26 protein-coding genes and 1 pseudogene are annotated in these 24928 nt (G+C 59.1%); 15 read left to right on the top strand and 12 right to left on the bottom strand.

Translation table 11 applies throughout. The annotated features are described in order from the left end of the window. Positions 1-13: 13 nt before the first annotated feature. From AB4N76_RS18910 to AB4N76_RS18900, 3 genes are all read right to left on the bottom strand, one after another. Positions 14-916 carry an alpha/beta fold hydrolase gene (locus tag AB4N76_RS18910; RefSeq protein ID WP_460163378.1) on the bottom strand — a complete coding sequence of 301 codons (903 nt, stop codon included), beginning with the start codon at positions 914-916 and terminating at the stop codon, positions 14-16. Then, the gene (locus tag AB4N76_RS18905; protein WP_046026778.1) at positions 916-1698 is read right to left on the bottom strand and encodes a class II aldolase/adducin family protein; all 783 of its coding nucleotides are present in this window, start codon (positions 1696-1698) and stop codon (positions 916-918) included. The genes AB4N76_RS18910 and AB4N76_RS18905 overlap by 1 nt, the downstream gene beginning before the upstream one ends. Before the next feature lie 204 nt (positions 1699-1902). After that, positions 1903-2355: a flavodoxin gene (locus AB4N76_RS18900; protein ID WP_460163377.1), complete on the bottom strand. Its 453-nt coding sequence runs from the start codon at positions 2353-2355 to the stop codon at positions 1903-1905. Positions 2356-2455: 100 nt separating this feature from the next. Here AB4N76_RS18900 and AB4N76_RS18895 point away from each other — a divergent pair, with 100 nt between their 5' ends. Continuing rightward, a complete protein-coding gene (locus AB4N76_RS18895) occupies positions 2456-2932 on the top strand; it encodes a PAS domain-containing protein (protein WP_046026780.1) in 477 nt (158 codons plus the stop codon). Positions 2933-2986: 54 nt separating this feature from the next. Further along, entirely contained in the window at positions 2987-3592 is a 606-nt protein-coding gene (locus tag AB4N76_RS18890) for a hypothetical protein (RefSeq protein ID WP_046026781.1), read from the top strand. A 3-nt stretch (positions 3593-3595) separates the two neighbouring features. On the opposite strand, the gene AB4N76_RS18885 is transcribed toward AB4N76_RS18890, so the two are convergent. Then, the gene (locus AB4N76_RS18885) at positions 3596-4555 is read right to left on the bottom strand and encodes a MerR family transcriptional regulator (RefSeq protein WP_046026782.1); all 960 of its coding nucleotides are present in this window, start codon (positions 4553-4555) and stop codon (positions 3596-3598) included. Positions 4556-4766: 211 nt separating this feature from the next. On the opposite strand from AB4N76_RS18885, the gene AB4N76_RS18880 reads away from it, so the two are divergent. The 7 genes from AB4N76_RS18880 to AB4N76_RS18850 all read left to right on the top strand — a co-directional run bounded on the left by AB4N76_RS18880 (position 4767) and on the right by AB4N76_RS18850 (position 9214). After that, a complete protein-coding gene (locus tag AB4N76_RS18880; protein WP_046026783.1) occupies positions 4767-5336 on the top strand; it encodes an antibiotic biosynthesis monooxygenase in 570 nt (189 codons plus the stop codon). 72 nt (positions 5337-5408) lie between these two features. Then, the gene (gene folM, locus AB4N76_RS18875) at positions 5409-6119 is read left to right on the top strand and encodes a dihydromonapterin reductase (protein WP_046026784.1); all 711 of its coding nucleotides are present in this window, start codon (positions 5409-5411) and stop codon (positions 6117-6119) included. Between the two features lie 21 nt (positions 6120-6140). Then, positions 6141-6704 carry a GTP cyclohydrolase I FolE gene (gene folE / locus AB4N76_RS18870; RefSeq protein WP_046026785.1) on the top strand — a complete coding sequence of 188 codons (564 nt, stop codon included), beginning with the start codon at positions 6141-6143 and terminating at the stop codon, positions 6702-6704. Beyond that, positions 6704-7075, top strand: coding sequence for a dihydroneopterin triphosphate 2'-epimerase (gene folX, locus AB4N76_RS18865; protein ID WP_046026786.1), 372 nt, complete (start codon positions 6704-6706; stop codon positions 7073-7075). Before folE ends, folX begins: the two co-directional genes overlap by 1 nt. A gap of 67 nt (positions 7076-7142) precedes the next feature. Next, on the top strand, positions 7143-7439 hold the full coding sequence (locus AB4N76_RS18860; RefSeq protein ID WP_046026787.1) for a DUF1244 domain-containing protein: 297 nt from the start codon (positions 7143-7145) through the stop codon (positions 7437-7439). After that, positions 7432-7770, top strand: coding sequence for a HopJ type III effector protein (locus tag AB4N76_RS18855; RefSeq protein ID WP_007944631.1), 339 nt, complete (start codon positions 7432-7434; stop codon positions 7768-7770). The genes AB4N76_RS18860 and AB4N76_RS18855 overlap by 8 nt, the downstream gene beginning before the upstream one ends. A 193-nt stretch (positions 7771-7963) precedes the next feature. Then, positions 7964-9214 carry a 2-aminoadipate transaminase gene (locus tag AB4N76_RS18850; protein ID WP_046026788.1) on the top strand — a complete coding sequence of 417 codons (1251 nt, stop codon included), beginning with the start codon at positions 7964-7966 and terminating at the stop codon, positions 9212-9214. Positions 9215-9390: 176 nt separating this feature from the next. Here the strand turns inward: AB4N76_RS18850 and trxB are convergent, their stop codons facing one another. Beyond that, positions 9391-10353: a thioredoxin-disulfide reductase gene (gene trxB / locus AB4N76_RS18845; protein ID WP_046026789.1), complete on the bottom strand. Its 963-nt coding sequence runs from the start codon at positions 10351-10353 to the stop codon at positions 9391-9393. A gap of 313 nt (positions 10354-10666) precedes the next feature. Here trxB and cysZ point away from each other — a divergent pair, with 313 nt between their 5' ends. Both cysZ and AB4N76_RS18835 read left to right on the top strand, forming a co-directional pair. Beyond that, the gene (gene cysZ / locus AB4N76_RS18840) at positions 10667-11419 is read left to right on the top strand and encodes a sulfate transporter CysZ (RefSeq protein ID WP_077430868.1); all 753 of its coding nucleotides are present in this window, start codon (positions 10667-10669) and stop codon (positions 11417-11419) included. Between the two features lie 40 nt (positions 11420-11459). Then, positions 11460-12658: pseudogene (locus tag AB4N76_RS18835) on the top strand (glycosyltransferase family 4 protein). A gap of 113 nt (positions 12659-12771) precedes the next feature. Here the strand turns inward: AB4N76_RS18835 and AB4N76_RS18830 are convergent. The 3 genes from AB4N76_RS18830 to AB4N76_RS18820 all read right to left on the bottom strand — a co-directional run bounded on the left by AB4N76_RS18830 (position 12772) and on the right by AB4N76_RS18820 (position 15120). Continuing rightward, complete coding sequence (locus AB4N76_RS18830; RefSeq protein WP_046026792.1) at positions 12772-13875, bottom strand: NADH:flavin oxidoreductase; 1104 nt, start codon at positions 13873-13875, stop codon at positions 12772-12774. A gap of 154 nt (positions 13876-14029) precedes the next feature. Further along, positions 14030-14512 (bottom strand): glutathione peroxidase, encoded by a 483-nt coding sequence (locus AB4N76_RS18825; RefSeq protein ID WP_046026793.1) that lies wholly within the window; start codon positions 14510-14512, stop codon positions 14030-14032. Between the two features lie 122 nt (positions 14513-14634). Continuing rightward, positions 14635-15120 (bottom strand): FKBP-type peptidyl-prolyl cis-trans isomerase, encoded by a 486-nt coding sequence (locus AB4N76_RS18820; RefSeq protein WP_460163376.1) that lies wholly within the window; start codon positions 15118-15120, stop codon positions 14635-14637. Here AB4N76_RS18820 and AB4N76_RS18815 point away from each other — a divergent pair. From AB4N76_RS18815 to AB4N76_RS18805, 3 genes are read left to right on the top strand one after another with little or no spacing between them, the layout of a single operon-like run. Beyond that, positions 15089-15427, top strand: coding sequence for a DUF3565 domain-containing protein (locus AB4N76_RS18815; RefSeq protein ID WP_460163375.1), 339 nt, complete (start codon positions 15089-15091; stop codon positions 15425-15427). The two genes, AB4N76_RS18820 and AB4N76_RS18815, sit on opposite strands and share 32 nt — an antisense overlap. A 60-nt stretch (positions 15428-15487) precedes the next feature. Beyond that, complete coding sequence (pta, locus tag AB4N76_RS18810) at positions 15488-17587, top strand: phosphate acetyltransferase (protein ID WP_046026794.1); 2100 nt, start codon at positions 15488-15490, stop codon at positions 17585-17587. After that, positions 17588-18490, top strand: a complete 903-nt coding sequence (locus AB4N76_RS18805) for an acyltransferase (protein ID WP_046026795.1) — start codon at positions 17588-17590, stop codon at positions 18488-18490. Between the two features lie 179 nt (positions 18491-18669). Here AB4N76_RS18805 and cysN read toward each other — a convergent pair whose 3' ends face one another. The 3 genes from cysN to AB4N76_RS18790 all read right to left on the bottom strand — a co-directional run bounded on the left by cysN (position 18670) and on the right by AB4N76_RS18790 (position 22487). Then, positions 18670-20568 (bottom strand): sulfate adenylyltransferase subunit CysN, encoded by a 1899-nt coding sequence (cysN, locus tag AB4N76_RS18800; protein WP_046026797.1) that lies wholly within the window; start codon positions 20566-20568, stop codon positions 18670-18672. A 9-nt stretch (positions 20569-20577) separates the two neighbouring features. Next, entirely contained in the window at positions 20578-21495 is a 918-nt protein-coding gene (gene cysD / locus AB4N76_RS18795) for a sulfate adenylyltransferase subunit CysD (protein ID WP_046026798.1), read from the bottom strand. A 233-nt stretch (positions 21496-21728) separates the two neighbouring features. Then, positions 21729-22487, bottom strand: a complete 759-nt coding sequence (locus AB4N76_RS18790; RefSeq protein ID WP_046026802.1) for a Nif3-like dinuclear metal center hexameric protein — start codon at positions 22485-22487, stop codon at positions 21729-21731. A gap of 102 nt (positions 22488-22589) precedes the next feature. Between AB4N76_RS18790 and algW the strand changes: the two genes are divergently transcribed. Further along, entirely contained in the window at positions 22590-23750 is a 1161-nt protein-coding gene (gene algW / locus AB4N76_RS18785) for a Do family serine endopeptidase AlgW (protein ID WP_046026804.1), read from the top strand. 125 nt (positions 23751-23875) lie between these two features. On the opposite strand, the gene hisC is transcribed toward algW, so the two are convergent. Continuing rightward, a complete protein-coding gene (gene hisC, locus AB4N76_RS18780) occupies positions 23876-24928 on the bottom strand; it encodes a histidinol-phosphate transaminase (RefSeq protein ID WP_460163374.1) in 1053 nt (350 codons plus the stop codon).

Below are 24928 nucleotides of genomic sequence, written 5' to 3'. Positions count from 1 at the left end.
GGCAGGGGGATAATCAGGACCACGCGACCCTGCGCGGCGGCAAAATCAGCCGATCGCGAAACTCAAGGTAATGCTTGAGCACTTGCGTCGGCGCCTCGGTCTGCGGGTAATGGCCAATCTCGGCCAGCAGGACCGTGTCCGGATTGGGGATCAGCTCCCGATAGCGTGTGACCATGTGCGCGCCGGAAATCGGATCGACCTCGCCATCAATGACGCGCAGCGGTACTTCACCGCGTTGCATGGCCGCGACCCAACGCTCGCGCTGGACACGCCGCTCTGGAATATAGGCGATAAGCTTGTGCATGATCCGCGGGCCGTGATTGCTCTCGACCAAGCTCCAGAAGTCATCCATTTCACTTTCAGTTGGCCGGGTCATCCGCCCGAAAATCTGCCGAAAACTCTTCACCAGCGCATCTCGCGTGAACGCGCGGCCAATCATCCAGCCCAAAGGGCTGAGCAACAGTTTTTGCGCCAGCAGCGGGCGATGGGTTTCGGGAAACAGGCCGCCATTGAGGAACACACAACTGGCAATGTGAATGCCGGTTTCGTAATGCCGGGCCAACAGTTCCTGCGCCACGCTGTCGCCATAGTCGTGGGCCAACACATGCACGGGCTGCGTAACGCTCAAATGCGCCAGCAATGCCTGCTGCAAGTCGGCCTGTTGGAGCAGGCTGTATTCGTGATCCACCGGTTTGGACGAGTCGCCAAAGCCGAGCATGTCGCACGCAATCACCCGATAGCGCTGCGCCAGTGGCTGCCAGAGGTAATGCCAGTCCCAACTGGCGGTCGGGAAGCCATGAATGAGCAACAGCGGCTCACCCTGCCCCGCCGTCCAGTAGCGGATAGTCTGACCACGAAAGATGAACGTCTGGCCGCGTTTGCGCCAGACACACAGGGGGATCTCGGCGAGTGGCATTAGAGTTTATAACCCGGGTCTTGTTGATCGAGTTTGCGTAGCAGCGCCGGCCAGGCCAGCGCGCCACCCATCCCTTGAGCACTTTTGGTAACACCGGCAATCATCGCCTTGGCACCCGCCAGAATCTGCGGTTCGATGGCGATCAATTCGGCACCGCCGTTTTGTGCCAGCACCTGGATATCGCAGGCGCGCTGGAAGGTAAACATCATCAGGAACGTGTCGGCGATGGTGCTGCCACAGGTCAGCAGACCGTGGTTGTGCAGCATCAGGAAATTGTTTTCACCGAGGTCGGCTTGCAGGCGCGCTTTCTCTTCATGGTTCAGCGCAACGCCTTCATAAGCGTGATAAGCCAGGCTGGACAGCACAAACAGGGACTGCTGACTGATCGGCAAAATGCCCTGCTTCTGCGCCGACACCGCCACGCCGGCTGCCGTGTGGGTGTGCAGCACGCAGACCACATCGTGGCGAACTTCATGCACGGCGCTGTGAATGGTGTAACCGGCCGGATTGATCTCGTAAGGACTGTCCATCAGTTTGTTGCCGGCTTGATCGACCTTCACCAGACTTGATGCAGTGATCTCATGGAACATCAGTCCAAACGGGTTGATCAGAAAGTCTTCAGTGCCCGGCACCTTGGCCGAGATGTGCGTAAAGATCAGGTCGTCCCAGCCATGGGCGGCGACCAAACGATAACAGGCGGCCAGATCGACGCGGGTTTGCCATTCGGCGGCGCTGACCTTATCTCTGACACTGTGGGGCGACTGGACGGGGGCAACATTCACGGCAAGACCTCCTGTTCTTATTGTTGTGCTGTCGTTACACCAGTCTAGTCAGCCCCCGGGCTTCGTGTAGTTGCATTGGCAGCCAGCTTGATGGCCGTGCGAGTCAGTGACGCAATGAGCTTGGATCCATGTCAAAGGACCGACGCTGGTAACCGTGTAGCAACAGATTCGGCGATTTCGCCAGAACCCTGACGGGCCTCGTTTTCACTGCAGAACGCTGACCAATTCCGCCAGCCACGGCTCGGCGTCGGTTTCCGGGGTCACCGTTTCGCTGGCGTCCAGACGTAGCATCGGCAGCACTTCGCGCAGCCCCAGTTCACTGAACAATTCACGCATCTGCTCGCCGCCGCCGCAGAAGGTGTCGCCATAGCTCGCATCGCCCAGGCCGATGACCGCGCCCGGCAGACCGCGCCATGCTGCGGGCAATTGATCGCGAATCATCGAATACAACGGTTGCAGGTTGTCCGGCAATTCACCCATGCCGGTGGTCGAGGTCACCGCCAGAAACGCTTGCGGTTCGAAAGCCAGGACATCGGCCAGTGACGCACGCGGGTTGTGCAGGGTTTCGAAACCGGCGGCTTTCAAAATATTCGCGGCGTGACGGGCGACTTCTTCAGCCGTGCCGTAGACCGAGCCGGAAAGGATGGCGACTTTCATCAATCTGATCCTGAAACTGAGTGAAAGACCGGATATTAACAGCACGACCTGTATTGTTCTTTTAGAATGCAGGCTCAATCAAACCGGAAAGGATTCTCCGATGATCAATGCTCAACTGCTGCAAATGGCAATCAACGCTTCCAACGACGGCATCGTGATTGCAGAAAAGGAAGGCGACCAGGACAACATCCTGATTTACGTCAACCCGGCGTTCGAACACCTGACGGGGTACACCAGCGAAGAGATCCTCTACCAGGATTGCCGTTTCCTGCAGTCAGGCGATCGGGATCAGCAAGCGCTTCCAACCATTCGCGAGGCGCTGAGCACGAAAGGCTCCTGCCGGGAAATCCTCAGGAACTACCGCAAGGACGGCACGCCCTTCTGGAACGAACTGTCGCTTTCGACGGTGAAAGATCCGGGCAATGGGCAGGTTTATTTTGTCGGGGTGCAAAAAGACGTCACGATTCAAGTCAAAGCGCAGCAGCGTGTTGCACAGCTGGAAACACAGCTGGCCGAGGCACTCGCCGAACTTGCTGCGCTGAAAGCGACGAACGGCGCAAACAAAACCGCGAATTAGTGGTCATTAACTACAATCACCAATGCCTTTGTAACTAATTCTTTCGAGCAAGCCATGCAACGTGACGCACTCCTGACCCAGGATGAACTGGACTTCATCCAGACCATGCAACACAACCCGCAACTCAATGTGCGGGATGCGACGTCGAGCTTGCTCGTTAATGGTGGTTCACAAATCCGTGATTTGCTCACGCGCCTCGCGGCTCATGAGCAAGTCACCATCCAGGCCAATTTCGAAAATCAGCAAATGACCTTTCCGCTGCACCTGGTGGAAGACGAGTTTCATGCGCTGCATTTGCGTTTGGGTGTACCAAGCATTTACGAAGACGGGCCGATGGTCCGACCCTGGCGCCTGGTGCTCGATGAGCCGGTGGCGCTGGAGAATGCCAAAGGCCAGCCCGGCACGATGTATGTGCACGAAGTCTCTTGCAAAGGGGTTTTGCTGGAAGTTCGCAACAAGACCAAACCACCCAAGCACTTCGCCCTGTGGTTCAGCCCCTCAGGCTATGAACGGATTGCGTTGCGCGGCACGTTTGAGCGTGAAACCGAGCACGGTTTCTATGCCTATGAACTGGGCCAGTCCGACAAAGATGAAACAGAGCGCCTGCGCCAGTTCATCCTTCAGCAGCATCGCCTGACACACCCTGCGTTGCATGTCTGAATCTCAGGTATCGAGGTTGCCCGCCAGGAACTGTTTCAGACGCTGGCGCATCACCGCGCCTTCATTACCCAGACAGCCAATCGACGAACCGGCCAGGCTTTCCTGAGCCAGTTCCGACGTATCCCCGGCAAGAAACAACTGGCAATCCAGGCTCATCGCCAGACGATTGAGCCGTCGTGGCAGATCAGTTGAAGGCACGTGATTGGAAAAAAGCACCAGCGCTTGCGGTTTTAGCTGCTGGCATACCAGCGGCAACTCATCGAATGGCTGACCAATCGTCAGCAGCCGAACCCCCATTTCATTACTGCTCACGAACAGAGCGGCCACCAACAACTCTAGTTCTCGGCACTGACCTGCTAATGCACTGACGATCACCCGCCGGGGTTGCGCGTTACGCATCAGCAGCAAACGTTGCAATACGCGAACTCGCAGAAACCCATCAAAAAACAGCCATTCGCTGGTGCAACCGAATTGATCCTGGCGTTGTAACAACAACTTCCAGAGCGGCATCAGAATGTCCTGAAAAACGACTGCCTGGGAGTAGGTGGAAAAAATCTGCCCGTAGACTTGATCCAGTTGAACATCATCAAAGGAACTCACCGCCGCTTGGACCTGTTGCTGCCAATGGGCGTAATCGGCCTGAACGACTTCCTTGGGGATGAACTGCGCCAGTGCCTTGGGAGGTTCGGTCCTGGCCAGAATCTTGCCAACCTTGCTGACCGCGACACCGCGGTCAATCCAGCCAAGGATGCTGCGAACCCTCTCGACATCGACCATCGAGTACAGCCGATGCCCACTTTCGGTGCGGGTGGGCTGAATCAGGCCATAACGTCGTTCCCATGCCCGCAGCGTGACGGGATTTATGCCCGTCAGGCGCGCCACCTCACGAATGGGAAACAGCTCTTCGCGATTGATGGAAGGATCTGCCTCAGTGGCAGGAGGAGCGTCAGTCAGGACAGGCATTGGATGATGTACGTCCGGCGCGCAAAATTGGATCCCATTCTAACTCCATTACCCCCTCCATGTTCAACACATGCAAACCATGAAAGTCTCTGGTGTATTGGTCAGATTCAGGAATAATCCTTGCTTGTCTCAAGACGCAGTCCGACACCCTGGTGCTGCGCCTGGCGAAACGCCTATCCGGTGTAACGCAAATGCCCTACGGAGATACAAAATGTCTACCTCCCCCGTCACGCTGATGGTGGCGCGTCGCGTCGCCGATGGCCGTTATCAGGACCTGATTGCCTGGCTGCGCGAAGGCGAACAACTGGCCACCGATTTTCCCGGTTATCTCGGCTCGGGCGTGCTCGCTCCGCCAGCCGGTGATGACGAGTTCCAGATTATCTTCCGCTTTGCCGATGAGCAGACCCTGCACACCTGGGAGCATTCCGCCTCGCGTACTGCATGGCTAGGCCGTGGCAGCGATTTGTTCGCCCATCCAACCGAGCATCGGGTCAGCGGCATTGAAGGCTGGTTCGGCGCGGTCGGTCAGCGCCCGCCACGCTGGAAACAGGCAGCGGCGATCTGGTTGGCATTCTTTCCGGTGTCCTTGTTGTTCAACTTTGTACTGGGGCCTTTGTTGAGCGAACTGAGCCTGCTGCCGCGGGTTTTCATCAGTACGTTGTGCCTGACGCCGTTGATGGTCTACTTCTTCATTCCCTTGTCGACCCGCCTGTTGGCCAACTGGCTGAACACCACACCGACACGGCCGTTGCCCGCCCAGCCGTCCACGCAAAACCGCTAAGCTCACTACCACAATAGGTGCATGCCTCCCGTCGCTGGTATAGTTTTGCTCTTACCGCGACGCGAGCCGTTCATGACCCCTTCCGCAGCCCCAATCCTCATCACCGGTGCCGGCCAGCGTGTCGGCCTGCATTGTGCGCAGCGTTTGATTGAAGACGGCCATCGGGTGATCTTCAGCTACCGCAGTGAGCGCCCCGGTGTCCAGGCATTGCGTGATCTGGGCGCCATCGCGGTGTTTGCCGACTTCTCCACTGAAGCCGGGATCCTCGCGTTCATCAGCGACCTGAAAACCCATACCGACAGCCTGCGGGCGATTGTCCACAATGCTTCCGAATGGCTGGCCGAAACGCCGGACACCGAGGCCGAAGCCTTCAGCCGCATGTTCAGCGTGCACATGCTTGCGCCCTACCTGATCAACCTGCACTGTGCCGACTTGCTGCAACGCTCAACTCCGGCAGACATTGTGCACATCAGCGATGACGTGACCCGCAAGGGCAGTAGCAAGCACATCGGTTACTGCGCCAGCAAAGCCGGGCTCGACAGCCTTACCCTGTCCTTCGCCGCGAAATATGCGCCGACAATCAAGGTCAACGGTATCGCCCCCGCCCTGCTAATGTTCAATCCCGAGGACGACGCGGCCTATCGCGCCAAGGCGCTGGCCAAATCCGTCCTGGGCATTGAGCCCGGCAGCGAAGTGATCTACCAGAGCCTGCGCTACTTGCTCGACAACCCGTATGTCACCGGCACCACCCTGACCGTCAACGGCGGACGGCACATCAAATAAGAGGCCTCGCGAGGATATTTCATGACGTTATCCCTGTCCCAGAGCTATCGCGAGATCCTCATCGGTCTCGGTGAAAACCCGGATCGCGAAGGCCTGATCGACACGCCGGCGCGTGCGGCAAAAGCCATGCGCTACCTCTGCCATGGCTACGAACAAAGTGTCGAAGAAATCGTCAACGGGGCGCTGTTCGCCTCCGACAATGATGAAATGGTCATCGTCGACAACATCGAGTTGTACTCGCTCTGCGAGCATCACATGCTGCCCTTCATCGGCAAGGCCCATGTGGCTTATATTCCTACGGGCAAGGTGTTGGGCCTGTCGAAAATTGCGCGACTGGTGGACATGTTTGCCCGGCGCCTGCAAATCCAGGAAAACCTTACCCGGCAAATCGCCGAAGCAGTACAACAGGTGACCAATGCCGCCGGTGTTGCGGTGGTCATCGAAGCGCGACACATGTGCATGATGATGCGCGGCGTCGAGAAACAGAATTCGACCATGAACACCTCAGTGATGCTCGGCGCCTTCCGCGAGTCGAGCAATACCCGCCAGGAGTTCCTGCAATTGATTGGACGGAGCAAGTCGTAATGCCACAACTTCAACCAGGTATGGCGCGCATCCGGGTCAAGGACCTGTGCCTGCGGACCTACATCGGAATCAACGAGGATGAAATCCTCAACAAGCAGGATGTGTTGATCAACCTGACCATCCTGTATGCGGCCCAGGAAGCGGTGCGCGACAACGATATCGATCACGCGCTGAACTACCGCACCATCACCAAGGCGATCATTGCCCACGTGGAGGGCAATCGTTTCGCCTTGCTCGAACGGCTCACCCAGGAACTGCTGGACCTGGTAATGACCAACGAATCGGTGCTGTACGCCGAGGTTGAAGTCGACAAGCCTCATGCACTGCGATTCGCCGAATCAGTGTCGATTACCCTGGCGGCGAGCCGCTGAGTGCGTCTGGCGCATTGGCCGTCAGACTTTTATCATCCGCGCCACGATTTGACCGACAGAGCTCGCCATGAACGATCAACAACGCCTGGAACTTGAAGCCGCCGCCTTTCGCCGGCTGGTGGCCCATCTGGACAGCCGCAAGGATGTACAGAACATCGACCTGATGAACCTCTCCGGTTTCTGCCGCAACTGCCTGTCCAAGTGGTACAAGGCCGCCGCCGACGAACGCCAGATCGACGTCAGCCTCGATGACGCCCGCGAAGTGGTCTACGGCATGCCGTACGCCGAATGGAAAGCCCGATACCAGCAAGAAGCCAACGCCGAACAACAGGCGGCGTTTGCCAAAGGAAAACCCAATGAGTGATTTGAACACCCTGCGCGCCAGCCTCAAGAGCGGCGAACACGTTTTTGCCGACACCCTGGCGTTCATCGCCGCCGGTTACGACTATCAACCGCAGGCTTTCAACAACGGTGGTGTGGAAAACGCGGCCGGTCAGAATGAAGGTTCGTGCAAGACCCTGGGTCTGGCGCTGCTGGAAGGTCTGAGCGATGAAGAAGCGCTGCTGGCGTTCGGCGAGCATTACCGTTCGGTGGTCGCAACGCCTGATGGCAGTGATCACGGCAATATCCGCGCATTGATTGCCCATGGGCTGGCCGGGGTGAAGTTCACTCAACAGCCGCTCACTCGCCGCTAAACGCTTTTCTGTAGGAGCAAGCTTGCTCGCGATGGCGATCACAGAGACGCCATCGCCGGCAAGCCGCGCTCCTACAAGAGCCACAACACATCCCGACTTTTAAGATTGACCCGGCAACTTTATTTCGTTTGCCGGGCAGCGCTGCTCACGGCTTAGATAAAAAGAAGCATCCCTTCTTCAGAGTCGGTCATCCATGAGCAGCGAATCCATCAGCCGGTCGATCAACATCGTTCATCCTGTCACGCTCAGCCACGGCAAAAATGCCGAGGTCTGGGACACCGATGGCAAACGCTACATCGACTTCGTCGGCGGCATCGGCGTACTCAACCTCGGCCATTGCCACCCGCGCATCGTCGACGCCATTCGCGAGCAAGCCACCCGGCTGACCCACTACGCCTTCAACGCAGCACCGCATGTGCCTTACATCAAACTGATGGATCGCCTGACTGCGTTCATTCCCGTGGACTATCCGGTCAGCGGCATGCTCACCAACAGCGGCGCGGAAGCGGCGGAAAACGCCCTGAAGATCGTTCGCGGCGCCACCGGCCGCACCGCCGTGATCGCGTTCGACGGCGCCTTCCACGGCCGCACGCTGGCCACCCTGAACCTCAACGGCAAGGTCGCGCCCTACAAACAGAAAGTCGGCGTATTGCCGGGGCCGGTGTATCACCTGCCCTTCCCGAGCCAGGACAACGGCGTGACCTGCGCCGAAGCCTTGAAGGCCATGGACCGCCTGTTCAGCGTCGAAATCGACATTGATGACGTGGCGTGTTTTATCGTTGAACCGGTACAGGGCGAAGCGGGCTTCCTGGCGATGGACGTGGAGTTCGCCCAGTCGCTGCGACGGTTGTGTGATGAAAAAGGCATTGTGCTGATCGCCGACGAAATCCAGTCAGGCTTTGGTCGCACCGGCCAGCGTTTTGCGTTCTCGCGGCTGGGCATCGAACCGGACCTGATTCTGCTGGGCAAAAGCATCGCCGGTGGCGTACCACTGGGTGCGGTGGTTGGGCGCAAGGCATTGCTCGACACCTTGCCCAAGGGCGGACTGGGCGGCACCTATTCGGGAAACCCCATCGCCTGCGCCGCCGCGCTGGCGACCCTGGATGAGATGACCGACACACAGTTGCAAGCCTGGGGGGCGCAGCAGGAAGAAGCGATTGTCAGCCGCTACAAAGCTTGGTGCGACAGCAAATTTTCACCGTATCTGGGTCGTTTGACCGGTGTTGGCGCGATGCGCGGAATTGAACTGGCTCATGCCGATGGCACACCGGCACCCGCCCAGTTGACGCAACTGCTGGCGTTGGCGCGAGACGCCGGTTTGCTGCTGATGCCCAGCGGCAAGTCGCGCCATATCATTCGACTGTTGGCGCCATTGACCACCGAAGCGGCGGTGCTGGAGGAAGGCCTGGATATTCTTGAAGCGTGCCTGAACAAATTGGCCTGAACCCAAAATCCCTGTGGGAGCGAGCTTGCTCGCGATGGCGGAGTGTCAGTCAACATCAATGCTGAATGATTAACTGCTATCGCGAGCAGGCTCACTCCTACAGGTTCTTTGATTGGTCACTGAATCGCGGGCATAAAAAAACCGGCTGCGAAGCCGGTTTTTTCATTTCAACGATCTCAGAACTTGGCGTTCTGCAGGTCGTCCAGGTAACGCTCGGTGTCCAGAGCGGCCATGCAGCCAGCGCCGGCCGAGGTGATGGCCTGACGGTAAACGTGGTCAGCCACGTCACCGGCGGCGAAGATACCTTCGATGCTGGTCGCTGTTGCGTTGCCTTCACGGCCGCCTTGCACCACCAGGTAGCCGTCTTTCAACGTCAGCTGACCTTCGAACAACGAGGTGTTCGGGGTATGGCCGATGGCGATGAACACGCCGTCGACTGTCAGTTCGTCGAAGCTGCCATCGTTGTTCTTCAGGCGTGCACCGGTGACGCCCATGTTGTCGCCCAGTACTTCGTCCAGGTTCGCGTTCAGCTTCAGGATGATCTTGCCTTCGGCAACCCGGGCATTGAGCTTGTCGATCAGGATCTTCTCGGCGCGGAAGGTTTCACGACGGTGGATCAGGGTCACTGTGCTGGCGATGTTGGCCAGGTACAGCGCTTCTTCAACCGCGGTGTTGCCACCGCCGACCACAGCCACCGGCTTGTTGCGATAGAAGAAACCATCGCAGGTCGCGCAGGCCGAAACGCCTTTGCCCATGAACGCTTCTTCGGATGGCAGGCCCAGGTAGCGAGCGCTGGCACCGGTGGCGATGATCAGGGCGTCGCAGGTGTACTTGGCGCTGTCGCCGATCAGGGTGTAAGGCTTGGAAGCAAAGTCCACGGCATTGATGTGATCGAAAACGATCTCGGTCTCAAAGCGCTCGGCGTGTTCTTTCATGCGCTCCATCAGCGCCGGGCCGGTCAGGCCGTGGACGTCGCCCGGCCAGTTGTCGACTTCGGTGGTGGTGGTCAGTTGACCACCGGCCTGCATGCCGGTGATCAGCAGTGGCTTGAGGTTGGCACGGGCGGCGTAGACCGCAGCGCTGTAACCGGCAGGGCCGGAACCGAGAATAATCACTCGCGAATGACGGACTTCAGACATGACCTGCTCCTGTTGACCGGCCCTGAACATCAGGCGCGGAACGCCGGGTTGCCGGCGGGAATAAAAAAAGGACCGTGGTTACCTTGGGGAAGGCTTGAGTTCGACAGTCCTGCAAAAAGATTGGGTGCAGCGTATCGAGGGGGCGAAGATTAAGGAAATACGGTTTAACAATCCAGCTCATAGGTGGTCTCTATCCCACCGCAGCGACTATATAAACGTCTTTGTTACAGTGAATGTCGATTCAGCGACCGCGCTTTCCCCCTTCCGACAAAGCCGGTAAGGTCGGCGCGTTTCCCTCTGCCCGGAGCACGTTATGCCCGCACCCGCCCTGTCCGGCCCGCAATACCTGCGCGAAGGCCTCAAGCTGGTCCTGAGCCCCAGCCTGCGTTTGTTTGTCTTGTTGCCGCTGGCAATCAACCTGGTGCTGTTCGTCGGATTGATTTATCTGGCCGGCCATCAGTTCAGTCTGTGGGTCGATACGCTGATGCCGACCCTGCCCGACTGGCTGAGTTTTCTCAGCTACATCCTCTGGCCGATTTTTGTGGTGCTGGTGGTGTTGATGGTGTTCTTCACCTTCACCATGCTCGCCAACGTCATCGCCGCGCCGTTCAATGGCTTCCTTGCGGAGAAAGTCGAAGTGGTGGTGCGTGGCACCGACGACTTCCCGACTTTCAGCTGGGGCGAACTGATCGCAATGATCCCGCGCACCCTCTCCCGGGAAATGCGCAAACTCGGCTACTTCCTGCCACGGGCAATCGGGCTGTTTATCCTGTCCTTCATCCCGGTGGTGAACATCATTGCAGCACCGCTGTGGCTACTGTTCGGGGTGTGGATGATGGCGATCCAGTACATCGACTACCCGGCGGATAACCACAAACTCGGCTGGAATGAAATGCTCGCCTGGCTGCGGCAGAAGCGCTGGCAGAGCATGAGTTTCGGCGGCAGCGTGTATCTGGTGCTGCTGATCCCTGTGGTGAACATTTTGATGATGCCGGCCGCCGTGGCCGGGGCGACGCTGTTCTGGGTGCGTGAGCGCGGGGCGGAAAATCTGGTGGCCCAGCGCTGACCGAGTCACAAATCCATCATCAAAGCGCCACAATGACGACATGGCCTCAGCCGACACTGAGGTCATGACGACAGCTCTGCATATCACTCTGATCACCGAAACATTCCCTCCGGAAATCAACGGCGTGGCCAACACCCTTGGCCGTTTGTGCGACGGTTTGCGCGCGCGCGGGCACCAGGTGGAATTGGTGCGGCCTCGCCAGGGGGGGATCAGCAGTTGAGCAGTGACGATGATTTGCTGTTGTGTCGAGGCTGGCCGCTACCGGGCTATCCCGGCCTGCAATGGGGCCAGTCGTCGATGCATAAACTGTTGAGGCGCTGGACGCGTCATCGCCCCGACGTGCTGTACATCGCCACCGAAGGGCCTCTGGGCTTGTCCGCATTACGCGCAGCACGGCGATTGGGGATTTCGGTGGTGAGCGGCTTTCACACCAACTTTCAGCAGTACTCCAGCCAATACGGGCTCGGGTTGTTGACTCGTTTGCTGACGCACTACCTGCGCTGGTTTCACAACCGCTCGACCCTGACCCTGGTGCCGAGCCCCAGTCAGCGACTGGAACTTGAACGCCGACATTTCGAGCGTCTGGCCTTGCTTTCCCGGGGTGTCGACAGCCAATTGTTTCATCCGAGCAAAAGGCAGGTATCGCTGCGCGAACAGTGGAGCTTGGCCGAGGATGACATTGCGGTCATTCATGTCGGGCGCTTGGCTCCCGAGAAAAACCTGGGCTTGCTCAAACGCAGTTTCGACTCGCTGAAAGCCACTTATCCACAGCGCAACATACGCTTGATCGTCATCGGCGACGGCCCACAACGAGCGGCGCTGGAGCAGGACCTTCCCGAGGCGGTTTTCTGTGGCTCACAACGCGGTGAGGCGCTGGCCAGTCATTACGCATCGGGGGACGTATTTCTGTTTCCAAGCATGACCGAAACCTTTGGCAATGTGGTGCTTGAAGCATTGGCGTCGGGATTGGGCGTGGTGGCGTACGACCAGGCGGCAGCGGCGCAGCATATCCGCCATGGCTACAACGGCGTGCTGGCGATGCCGGGGGATGAAGAGGCCTTTTGTGATGCTGCGGCGTGGTTGCTGGAAGAGCGCGAAACCTTGCGGTGTGTGCGGCTCAATGCGCGCCAGCATGCGAGTCGCCAGGGCTGGGCCGCGATTGTCGAGCAGTTTGAAGGGCAGTTGCGCGGGGCTTGCATGCAGGGGCAACCCCTGCCCGATGCAGCGTTTTTGCCTTAAAAGCATCGCGGGCAAGCCTTGCTCCTACGGTGTTGTGTCGATTCACACATTTGTATTCGACAAAGAACCGTAGGAGCAAGGCTTACCCGCGATAGCGTCAGTGCGGTCGCCGCTTAAACCAGCGACATCAATGCCTCGCGACTGAACGGCAGGATGTCTTCTTCACGACCGTCGCGTACTTTCTGCGCCCAGTCCGGGTCGACCAACAACGCGCGCCCCACGGCCACCAGGTCGAATTCGTCGTTGTTCAAACGCTCCAGCAGCTTTTCCAGACTGGCCGGTTGAGCGATCTTGTCGGTGTTGACCATGAACTGCAGGAACTCGCCGTCCAGGCCAACGCTGCCCACGGTGATGGTCGGCTTGCCCGTGAGTTTGCGGGTCCAGCCGGCCAGGTTCAGCTCGGAACCGTCGAATTCCGGCTCCCAGAAACGGCGCGTCGAGCAGTGGAAAATGTCCACGCCAGCGTCGGACAATGGCTTGAGGAACTCACCCAACGCTTGCGGGGTTTGCACCAGGCGCGCGGTGTAATCCTGCTGTTTCCACTGCGAGAAGCGGAAGATGATCGGGAAACCTTCGCCGACCGCTGCACGCACAGCCTGAATCAGCTCGATGGCAAACCGTGAACGGTTGGCCAGGCTACCGCCGTATTCGTCGGTGCGCTGGTTGCTGCCTTCCCAGAAGAACTGGTCCACGAGATAGCCGTGGGCGCCATGGATTTCCACGCCGTCCATGCCAATGCTCTGGGCATCTTTGGCCGCTTGAGCGAACGCGGCGATCACGTCCTGGATATCTTGTTTAGTCATGCCGTGAACCACGACCTGACCGTCCTTCAATTTTTCCGATGGGCCGTAACCCGGGACGCTGGCGTCCGGCTCAGTGCCAATACGACGCACACTGCCGACATGCCACAGTTGCGGAACGATCTTGCCGCCTTCGGCGTGGACCGCATCGACCACTTTCTTCCAGCCGGCCAATGCGGCATCGCCGTAGAAATGCGGCACATTGGGGTAGCCGTTCGACGCCTTGTGGCCGACGGTCGTGCCTTCGGTGATGATCAGACCCACGCCGGCCGCAGCACGACGACGGTAGTATTCGATCACTTTGGAATTGGGTACGCCACCCGGCGAAAACGAACGGGTCATCGGCGCCATGACAACGCGGGTCGGCAGCTCAAGGGTGCCGAGGTGGAACGGTTTGAACAAGGCTTTGACGGACATGGGGCACTCCACGAAAACGATATCGACGGGACGTAATTTTATGACGACGATAATATGCGGAGTTGCCAGCGATGCACAGCACTATTGATTTGGGTGATTAAGGGTCAAAAGGCAGGCATAAAAAAACGCAGCCGAGGCTGCGTTTCTTGTGAGTTCAGCTCAACGCTTTTTCGATCGCATGAACGATTGTCGGATCATCCGGCGCCGTGCGCGGGGAAAACCGCGCCAGCACACGACCGTCCTTGCCCAGCAGGAATTTTTCGAAGTTCCAGGTAATGTCACCCGGGAATTCCGCACCCTCGCCCGCCAGCAGGCGATACAACTGATGACGCTCATGACCGTTGACTTCCAGCTTGCTGGACAACGGAAAAGTCACGCCATAGTTGAGGCTGCAAAACTCCTGGATCTCTTGCTCGGAACCCGGCTCCTGCCCGGCAAACTGGTTGCACGGCAGACCCAGAACGCTGAAACCTTTGGCTTTGAACTGCTGATAAAGGTTTTCCAGCGCCGCATACTGGGGGGTCAAGCCACATTTGGAGGCGACGTTGACCACCAGCACGACTTGCCCCTTGAAGGGCGCCAGCGGTAGGTCTTGTCCATCCAGGGCTGTCAACTTAAGGTCGTGAAAAGCACTCATGACGAACTCCAAATTCCCGTGTTCTTCTCGAAACAGCCACTTGGCAATGCCGCCAAGGACAGCCGCGGACTAAAAAGGCGCCCTAGGGCGCCTCTCCAGTACTCTGAGCTTAGCGCAGAAAATCAGTGGTGATGGCCACCTTCGCCATGGACGTGACCATGAGCGATTTCTTCTTGGCTGGCATCACGGATGTTGATGATCTTGACCTGGAAATTCAGGCGCTGACCGGCCAACGGGTGGTTGCCGTCAACGGTGACGTCGTCGCCGTCCAGATCGCGAATGGTGACGATCTGCATCTGGCCGTCCGGAGCGGAAGCGTGGAACTGCATGCCCACTTCGAGCTCATCAACGCCTTCGAACATGCTGCGGCTCAGGGTACTGACCAGTTCGGCAGCGTATTCGCCGTAAGCATCTTCAGGTTCAACGGCTACGGTCAGCTCGTCGCCAACGGTTTTGCCTTCCAGAGCCTTTTCCAGGCCCGGGATGATGTTGCCTGCGCCTTGCAGGTAGACCAGCGGCGCGCCGCCGGCGGAGCTGTCGATGACCTCACCAGCGTCGTTGGTCAGGGTATAGTCGATGGAGACAGCCTTATTGGCGGCGATCAGCATGGGGCGAGACCTTTTGCATAAGAATGATGAAAGGCCAAGTTTAGCGAAGCAATCGCGCGAAAGCGAACACAACCCGGACGGAAGGTTCGCGGCGCAGGGCGTAACGGTCACAGGTTTCCATCAAGATGAGGACGGGCATTGGGTGGCCGAGCTTTCCTGCGGCCACACCGAGCACCTGCGTCACCAGCCGCCGTGGCAATCGCGTGCCTGGGTGCTGGACCCCGCGCAACGTATTGAAAAAATAGGCCAGCCCTTTGATTGCGGTTGGTGCGCACAAGGCTCGGTTAGCGATAACCTTGGCGACTGAATTGCGGCAGATCGTCAGATATAGATGATCGCCATTGCCATGCACCCTTAGAGAATTCGCATGCAAACTTTTTTTATCGCGCCCACCGACTTTGGTGTGGGTCTGACGTCTATCAGCCTTGGGCTGGTGCGCACGCTTGAGCGTGCCGGTCTCAAGGTCGGCTTTTTCAAACCGATTGCCCAGCCCCATCCGGGTGATACCGGGCCGGAACGCTCCACCGAACTGGTAGCGCGCACCCACGGTTTGAAGCCACCGCAACCGCTGGGCCTGGCGCATGTCGAGCGCATGCTCGGCGATGGTCAACTCGATGAGTTGCTCGAAGAAATCATCACCCTCTACCAGCAAGCCGCTGTCGGCAAAGACGTGCTGATCGTCGAAGGCATGGTCCCGACCCGCAGCGCCAGCTACGCCGCACGGGTGAATCTGCACCTGGCGAAAAGCCTCGACGCCGATGTGATCCTGGTCTCGGCACCGGAAAACGAAGTGCTGACCGAGCTCTCCGGGCGCGTGGAATTGCAGGCGCAATTGTTCGGCGGCCCAAAAGACCCGAAAGTCCTCGGCGTGATCCTCAACAAGGTCAAGACCGACGAAAGCATGGATGTCTTCGCCACGCGCTTGAAAGAACACTCGCCATTGCTGCGCAGCGGTGATTTCCGCCTGTTGGGGTGCATCCCGTACCAGCCGGAATTGAACGCCCCGCGCACCCGCGATGTGGCTGATCTGATGGGCGCGCAGATTCTCAATGCCGGTGACTACGAAACCCGGCGCATGACCAAAATCATCATCTGCGCCCGCACCATGCGCAACACCGTGGAACTGCTCAAGCCCGGCGTGCTGGTGGTCACCCCCGGCGACCGCGATGACATCATCCTGGCCGTCAGCCTCGCGGCCATGAACGGCGTACCGTTGGCCGGCCTGCTGCTGACCAGCGACACCCTGCCCGACCCGCGCATCATGGACCTGTGCCGTGGCGCCTTGCAGGCGGGGTTGCCGGTGTTGTCGGTGAGCACCGGCTCCTACGACACCGCCAACCAGCTCAATGGCTTGAACAAGGAAATTCCTATCGATGACCGCGAGCGTGCGGAGATCATCACCGACTTCGTCGCCAGCCACCTCGACGCCAACTGGTTGCACCAGCGCTGCGGTACCCCGCGTGAGATGCGCCTGTCGCCCGCCGTGTTCCGCTATCAATTGATCCAGCGCGCCCAGGCTGCCAACAAGCGCATCGTGCTGCCAGAAGGCAGCGAGCCGCTGACCGTACAAGCGGCGGCGATCTGTCAGGCGCGTGGCATTGCCCGTTGCGTGTTGCTGGCCAAACCGGCGGACGTCGAAGCCGTCGCTCGCGCCCAAGGCATCGAGCTGCCACCCGGGCTGGAGATTCTCGACCCGGACCTGATCCGCGAGCGCTATGTCGAGCCGATGGTTGCCCTGCGCAAAAGCAAAAGCCTCAACGCACCGATGGCCGAGCAGCAACTGGAAGACACTGTTGTGATCGGCACCATGATGCTGGCGCTGGATGAAGTCGACGGTCTCGTGTCCGGTGTCATCCACTCCACCGCCAATACCATCCGACCGGCCCTTCAACTGATCAAAACCGCGCCGGGCTGCACGCTGGTGTCGTCGGTGTTCTTCATGCTGTTCCCTGAAGAAGTGCTGGTCTACGGCGACTGCGTGATGAACCCGCACCCGAGCGCCATCGAACTGGCCGAGATCGCCCTGCAAAGCGCCGACTCGGCGGCCGCGTTCGGCATCACCCCGCGCGTGGCGATGATCAGCTACTCCAGCGGTGAATCGGCCAGCGGCGAAGAAGTCGAGAAAGTGCGCGAAGCAACGTTGCTCGCCCACGAGCAGCAAAACTCGCTGTTAATCGACGGCCCTCTGCAATACGACGCCGCCGCCAACGAAACGGTGGCCCGACAACTGGCCCCCAACAGTCAGGTCGCCGGTCGCGCCACAGTGTTCGTGTTCCCCGACCTCAACACCGGCAACACCACCCACAAAGCCGTGCAGCGCAGCGCCGATTGCGTCAGCCTCGGCCCGATGTTGCAAGGCTTGCGCAAACCGGTGAACGACCTGCCGCGCGGTGCGCAAGTCGACGACATCGTCTACACCATCGCGTTGACCGCGATCCAGGCTGCCAACCGACCTATGGATGTTTAAATGCTGGATTTCCTGCCTGCCGCCGTGCGCGGCGTGATTGCATCGTTGTTGTTGGCACTGAACACCATTTTGCTCTGCTCCTTTCTGTTCTGCGTGGCACTCGTCAAAGTTTTGCCGTTTGCCTTCACGCAGCGGATTGCGGGCTGGTTGATGAGCCATACCCATGAAGCCTGGATCAGCCTCAACAAAGGCTGGATGAATCTGGTCCGCCGCACGCGCTGGCACCTCAGCGGCCTGCAAGGCCTGGACTATCAACATTCCTACCTGATCACCAGTAACCACCAGAGCTGGGTCGACATTCTGGTGCTGCAATACGTGCTCAACCGTCGTATCCAACCGCTGAAGTTCTTTCTCAAGCAGGAGCTCATCTGGGTGCCGGTCATTGGTCTGGCCTGGTGGGCGCTGGGCTTTCCATTCATGAAGCGCTACTCCAAGGCCTATCTGGAAAAGCACCCGGAGAAAAAAGGCAAAGACCTGGAAACCACCCGCAAGACGTGCGCGAAGTTTCGCAATAATCCGGTGGGGATTTTCAACTTTGTCGAAGGCACGCGCTTCACTGAAGCCAAACATGCGCAGCAGAAATCACCGTTTCGCTACCTGCTCAAACCCAAGGCCGGCGGCATTGCCTTTGTGCTGGACGCCATGGGCGAGCAACTCGAATCCATCGTCAATGTGACCATCCACTACCCGGCCGGACGTCCCGGTTTTTGGGACCTGTTGTGCGGGAACGTGGCGGACGTGGTGGTGCATTTTCAGGAACTGAAAATCCCGCCGCAGTACATTGGCAAGAATTACGATCAGGACGGCGATTACCGATTGCAGTTTCAGGGCTGGATCAATCAGTTGTGGCTGGACAAGGATGCGTTGCTGGAGCAGATGCATCGGGAGTATCCGGCCAAGTGAACCAGGTTCCGGAAGGGCCTCATCGCGGGCGAGCCATGCTCCTACAGTTTTTCGTCGTGCCATATGGCGCGGCCACCCGAAATCCGTAGGAGCAAGGCTTGCCCGCGATGGCGATCTTGGGGACACAAAAAAACCCGCCGATGATCACTCATCGGCGGGTTTCTTTTTGCGCTTAGCGCTTAGATCGCGCCGCGCTGACGCAGCAGGTCCAGCACTTGCTTGACGCTTTCTTCCAGCGACAGCGATTGGGTGTCGACCACGAGGTCGGCATCCAGCGGCACGTCGTACGGGAAGGAATCGCCCGGGATGTTGTCGCCAGCCGCCGCGTAAAGGCCTTGTGGATCCCGCTCGGCACACACGGTCGGCGAGGCCTGGACGTAAATCGTCAGCAGACGCTCTTTGCCGATCAGTTCCTTGGCCTGTTCACGCCCTTCGGCACTTGGGGCAACGAACGCCGCCAGGGTCAGCAAACCGGCTTCGTTGAACTGACGCGCAACGTGCGCGGCACGACGCCAGTTCTCGGTACGCCCGGCGCGGTCCTGTGGCAGACCTTTGTTCAGGTCGTGACGCAGGTTCTGGCCATCGAGCACAAACACTGCACGGCCCAAGTCGAACAGCTTGCGTTCAACCGCGTAGGCCAGGGTGCTTTTGCCAGCGCCTGACAAGCCGCTGAACAACACGGTGGCCGGTTGCTGGCCGAAGCGCTGGGCGCGTTCTTCGGTGGCGACGTGTGCGAGTTTGCCGTGATGCGTGCTGCTGCCCTGCGCCACTGGCTGAGCGATGATCATGCCAGCGGCGACGGTGCCATTGGTCAAGCGATCAATGACGATGAACGAACCGGTGGTGCGGTTGCTCGCGTAACCGTCCAGCGCGATGGCCGCGTCGAGGCTGATCTTGACCCGACCGATCTCGTTCAGTTGCAAGGCACTGGCAGGGCCTTCTTCCAGGGTGTTCACATCAACGCGGTTGACGATGCTGGTGATCGAACCCGGCACGTATGTCGTGGCGCGCTTGATGTCGTACTTCTTGCCCGGCAGCATTGGCTCTTCGGCCATCCACACCAGCATGGCGTCGAAGCCGTCAGTCACTTGCGGCAGGTTGTCGGCGTGTACCAACAGATCGCCGCGGGAGATGTCGATCTCGTCTTCCATGGTCAGCGTCACCGCTTGACCCGGACCTGCATGCTCCAGCTCACCTTCGAAAGTGACAATGGATTTCACGCGGCTGCTCTTGCCCGACGGCAGCACAACGACTTCGTCGCCCTTGTGCACAACGCCGCTGGCCAGGGTGCCGGCGAAACCACGGAAGTTCAGGTTCGGACGGTTGACGTACTGCACCGGGAAACGCAAATCGGTGTAGTTGCGATCGCTGGCGATCTCGACGGTTTCCAGAATTTCCATCAGCGACTGGCCGGTGTACCACGGCGAGCGCTCGGATTTGTTCACGACGTTGTCGCCCTTGAGGGCCGACATCGGCACGAAGGCCATGGTGGTCGGCTTGAAGGCGATGCCTTCAGCGAACTTCAGGTAATCGGCCTTGATCGACTCGAAGATGCTTTGGTCAAAGCCATTGATGTCCATCTTGTTGACGGCCACCACGATGTGTTTGATACCCAGCAACGAGGCGATGAAGCTGTGGCGACGGGTCTGGGTCTGCACACCGTAACGGGCGTCGATCAGGATGATCGCCAGGTCACAGGTGGACGCACCGGTGGCCATGTTGCGGGTGTACTGCTCATGGCCGGGGGTGTCGGCGATGATGAATTTGCGTTTGGCGGTGGAGAAATACCGGTAGGCGACATCGATGGTGATGCCTTGCTCGCGCTCGGCCTGCAGGCCGTCGACCAGCAATGCCAGGTCGATGTCATCGCCGGTGGTGCCAACTTTCTTCGAGTCGCGGGTAATGGCTTCCAGGTGATCTTCGTAGATCATCTTGGAGTCGTGCAGCAGGCGCCCGATCAGGGTGCTCTTGCCGTCGTCGACGTTGCCACAGGTCAGAAAGCGCAGCATTTCCTTGCGTTCGTGCTGGCCCAGGTAGGCGAGGATGTCCTCGCTGATCAAATCAGATACGTGCGACATGACAACCCCTTAGAAATAACCCTGACGTTTCTTTTCTTCCATCGAGCCTGCGCCATCGTGATCGATGACCCGGCCCTGGCGTTCGGAAGTTCGCGTCAGGAGCATTTCCTGAATGATGTCGGTCAGGCTGATCGCCTCGGACTCGACCGCACCGGTCAACGGGTAGTCGCCCAGCGTACGGAAACGGACCTTCTTCTTGACGATACGCGCCTTGTCTTCATCGCTCAGGTGATTGAGCAGGCGATCGTCGTCGATCATGATCCAGGTGCCATTCATCTCGATGACGTCGCGCTCGGCGGCGAAATACAGCGGCACGATCGGGATGCCTTCGAGGTAGATGTACTGCCAGATGTCCAGTTCGGTCCAGTTCGACAACGGGAACACGCGAATCGATTCGCCCTTGTTGACGTTGCCGTTGTAGACGTTCCACAGCTCCGGACGCTGGTTTTTCGGGTCCCAGCGGTGCTTGGTGTCGCGGAAGGAATACACGCGTTCTTTGGCGCGGGACTTCTCTTCGTCACGACGGGCACCACCGAAAGCGGCGTCGAAACCGTACTTGTCGAGAGCCTGCTTGAGGCCTTCGGTTTTCATGATATCGGTGTGTTTGGCACTGCCGTGGGTCAACGGGTTGATGCCCTGCGCGACGCCATCGGGGTTAACGTGCACCAGCAGGTCAAGGCCGAGTTCTTCAACCATGCGGTCGCGGAACGCGTACATTTCCTTGAACTTCCACTGGGTGTCGACGTGCATCACCGGAAACGGAAGTTTGCCCGGGAAGAATGCCTTGCGCGCAAGGTGCAGCATCACGGCGGAGTCTTTACCGACGGAGTACAGCATCACCGGGTTATCGAACTCGGCGGCGACCTCGCGGATGATGTGGATGCTTTCGGCCTCCAGCTGTTTCAGATGCGTCAGTTTGTCGACCATGGCTACTCACGAAAACGATCTTATGGACGGCCAGCGGGCCGTGTTCGAGCGAGGAATCCTAGCACAGCGACCTCTTCTAATCAGGACGCCAACTAGATCGAAAGGGTATATGAATATACCCCCTCGTTTGGGCTGGTGAATGGCGATCTCCTGTAGGAGCACGGCTTGCCGGCGATGGCGTCCTTGAGATCGCTATCGCGGGCAAGCCTTGCTCCTACAAGGGAGGCAGGTCATCAGATGGGGTTGGGGCAATCGATGAAGATGTGTTCCAGCGCAAAGCGTCGCGCCAGATAGTCCCCCAGCGCCTGCACGCCATAACGCTCGGTGGCGTGATGGCCGGCGGCGATGAAGCTGATGTCGTTTTCCCGCGCGCTGTGGAACGTCTGCTCGGAGGCTTCGCCACTGAGGTACAGGTCGACACCGGCGAGCACCGCCTGATCGATGTACCCCTGGCCACCACCGGTGCACCAGCCAACCCGGCGAATCATCTCGCTACCTTCGATCAGCAGCGGCTCGCGGCCCATGACTTCCTGGACACGGCGGGCGAAATCACGCGGCGTCATCGGTTCACTCAACGAGCCGACCAGGCCGACGACTTTCAGATTATCCGGATCCAGCGGCCCTTCGACCGTAATGTCCAACTGCCTGGCCAATTGCACGTTATTGCCCACGTCCGGGTGCAGATCCAGCGGCAAATGGTAGGACAACAGGCTGATGTCGTGCTTGAGCAAGGTTTTCAACCGACGCTGCTTCATGCCGGTGATGCACGGGTTCTCGCCCTTCCAGAAATAGCCGTGATGCACCAGTACCAGGTCGGCCTGAGCTTCGACGGCGGCGTCCAGCAGCGCCTGGCTGGCGGTGACGCCGCTGACGATACGCATCACTTGCGGCCGGCCCTCGACCTGCAAACCGTTGGGGCAGTAATCCGCAATCTTGGCACTGGCGAGGTAACGGTCGGCTTCTTCAACCAGGGTGCTCAGGGCGACGGCCATAAAAGACTCCTAAATATCCCGTTCAGAGGCGTGCTCGGCCTCGTATAATGCGCGACATTATGGGCGGTCTCATACTGCCTGCAACCTTTCAGGACGTGCTTAATGCTCAAGGCGCTGCGTTTTTCCGGCTGGCCGCTGTTGGCTGGCGTGCTTATCGCTCTTTTGATAATTCAGCGTTACCCGCAGTGGGTCGGGCTTCCGAGCCTAGACGTGAATTTGCAGCAAGCACCGCAAACGACCGGCGTGCAACAGGGGCCGGTGTCCTATGCCGACGCCGTGGTCACCGCCGCGCCAGCCGTGGTCAACCTGTACACCACCAAAGTCATCAACAAACCCAATCATCCGCTGTTCGAAGACCCGCAGTTCCGCCGCTTCTTCGGTGATAACTCGCCCAAGCAAAAGCGCATGGAATCGAGCCTGGGCTCCGGCGTGATCATGAGCCCGGAAGGCTACATCCTGACCAATAACCACGTGACCACCGGTGCCGACCAGATTGTCGTGGCGCTCAAGGACGGTCGTGAAACCCTGGCCCGAGTGATCGGTAGCGATCCGGAAACCGATCTCGCGGTCTTGAAGATCGACCTCAAGTCCCTCCCGTCGATCACCATCGGTCGTTCCGACAACATCCGCATCGGCGACGTCTCGCTGGCCATCGGCAACCCGTTCGGTGTCGGCCAGACCGTAACCATGGGCATCATCAGCGCCACCGGGCGTAATCAGCTAGGCCTGAACAACTATGAAGACTTCATCCAGACCGACGCCGCCATCAACCCCGGCAACTCCGGCGGTGCGCTGGTGGATGCCAATGGCAACCTGACCGGCATCAACACCGCGATTTTCTCCAAGTCCGGCGGGTCGCAAGGCATCGGCTTCGCGATCCCGGTCAAACTGGCGATGGAAGTGATGAAGTCGATCATCGAACACGGCCAGGTGATTCGCGGCTGGCTCGGGATTGAAGTGCAGCCACTGACTCAGGAACTGGCCGAGTCGTTTGGTCTGTCGGGGCGTCCGGGGATTGTGGTCGCAGGGATTTTCCGTGACGGTCCGGCGCAGAAGGCCGGCCTGCAACTGGGTGACGTGATCCTCAGCATCGATGGTGAACCGGCCGGCGATGGTCGTCGGTCGATGAACCAGGTCGCTCGGATCAAACCGACCGACAAGGTCACGATTCAGGTGATGCGTAACGGCAAGGAACTCAAGTTGACCGCAGAAATCGGTCTGCGTCCGCCGCCAGCGCCGGTCAAAGAGAAAGAAGAAGAGTAAGTGATTGATCGTTCCCACGCTCTGCGTGGGAATGCCGCCATGGACGCTCTGCGTCCACTGTGACGCGGAGCGTCACGGGATACATTCCCACGCAGAGCGTGGGAACGATCAGTCAGAGGGGGCTTTTAGAGATCGCCGAGGCCGTCGATCAGCGCCTGATTCTGCTCCGGCGTACCAATCGAAATCCGCAGGAACTGCGCAATCCGCTCCTGCTTGAAGTGCCGGACAATCACGCCCTGCTCACGCAACTTCGCCGCGAGTCCTGCCGCATCATGCTGCGGGTGACGCGCGAAAATGAAGTTCGCCGCCGACGGCAGCACCTCAAATCCCTTCGCCTCCAACTGCCCGACTACCTTGTCGCGGCTGTCGATGACCAACCGGCACGTTTTGTCGAAGTACTCGCGATCCTCGAACGCCGCCGCAGCCCCCACAATCGCCAGTCGATCCAGCGGGTAGGAGTTGAAGCTGTTCTTGATCCGCTCAAGCGCTTCGATCAAATCCGGATGCCCCACCGCCAGGCCAACCCGCAGGCCGGCCAGGGAACGGGACTTGGACAGAGTCTGCGTCACCAGCAGGTTCGGATAACGATCCACCAGAGTGATCGCCGTTTCGCCACCGAAGTCGATGTAAGCCTCGTCTACGACGACCACCGAATCCGGGCTGGCCTTGAGGATTTGCTCCACCGCATCCAGCGCCAGCAGGCAGCCGGTCGGCGCATTCGGGTTAGGGAAAATGATCCCGCCGTTCGGCTTGGCATAATCCGCCGGGTTGATATGGAAGTGTTCGTCCAGCGGCACCGCGTCGAACTTGATGCCGTACAAGCCGCAATACACCGGATAGAAGCTGTAGCTGATATCCGGGAACAGCAGCGGTTGATCGTGTTGCAGCAAGCCGTGGAAAATGTGCGCCAGGACTTCATCGGAACCGTTGCCGAGGAATACCTGGTTGCTCTGCACCCCGTAGTACTTGGCCACGGCTTGTTTCAGCACATCGCTGTTCGGGTCCGGGTACAGACGCAGGTTGTCGTTCAGTTCGGTCTGCATCGCCGCCAAGGCTTTGGGTGATGGACCGTACGGGTTTTCGTTGGTGTTGAGCTTGACCAGCTTTGCCAGTTTCGGCTGCTCGCCCGGCACGTAAGGCACCAGATCTTTAACGAACGAGCTCCAGAATTTACTCAT

Source organism: Pseudomonas sp. S2_F03 (assembly GCF_054668335.1).
The sequence above is the reverse complement of the archived record's forward strand: the minus strand, read 5'-3'. Positions and strand labels throughout refer to the sequence as shown.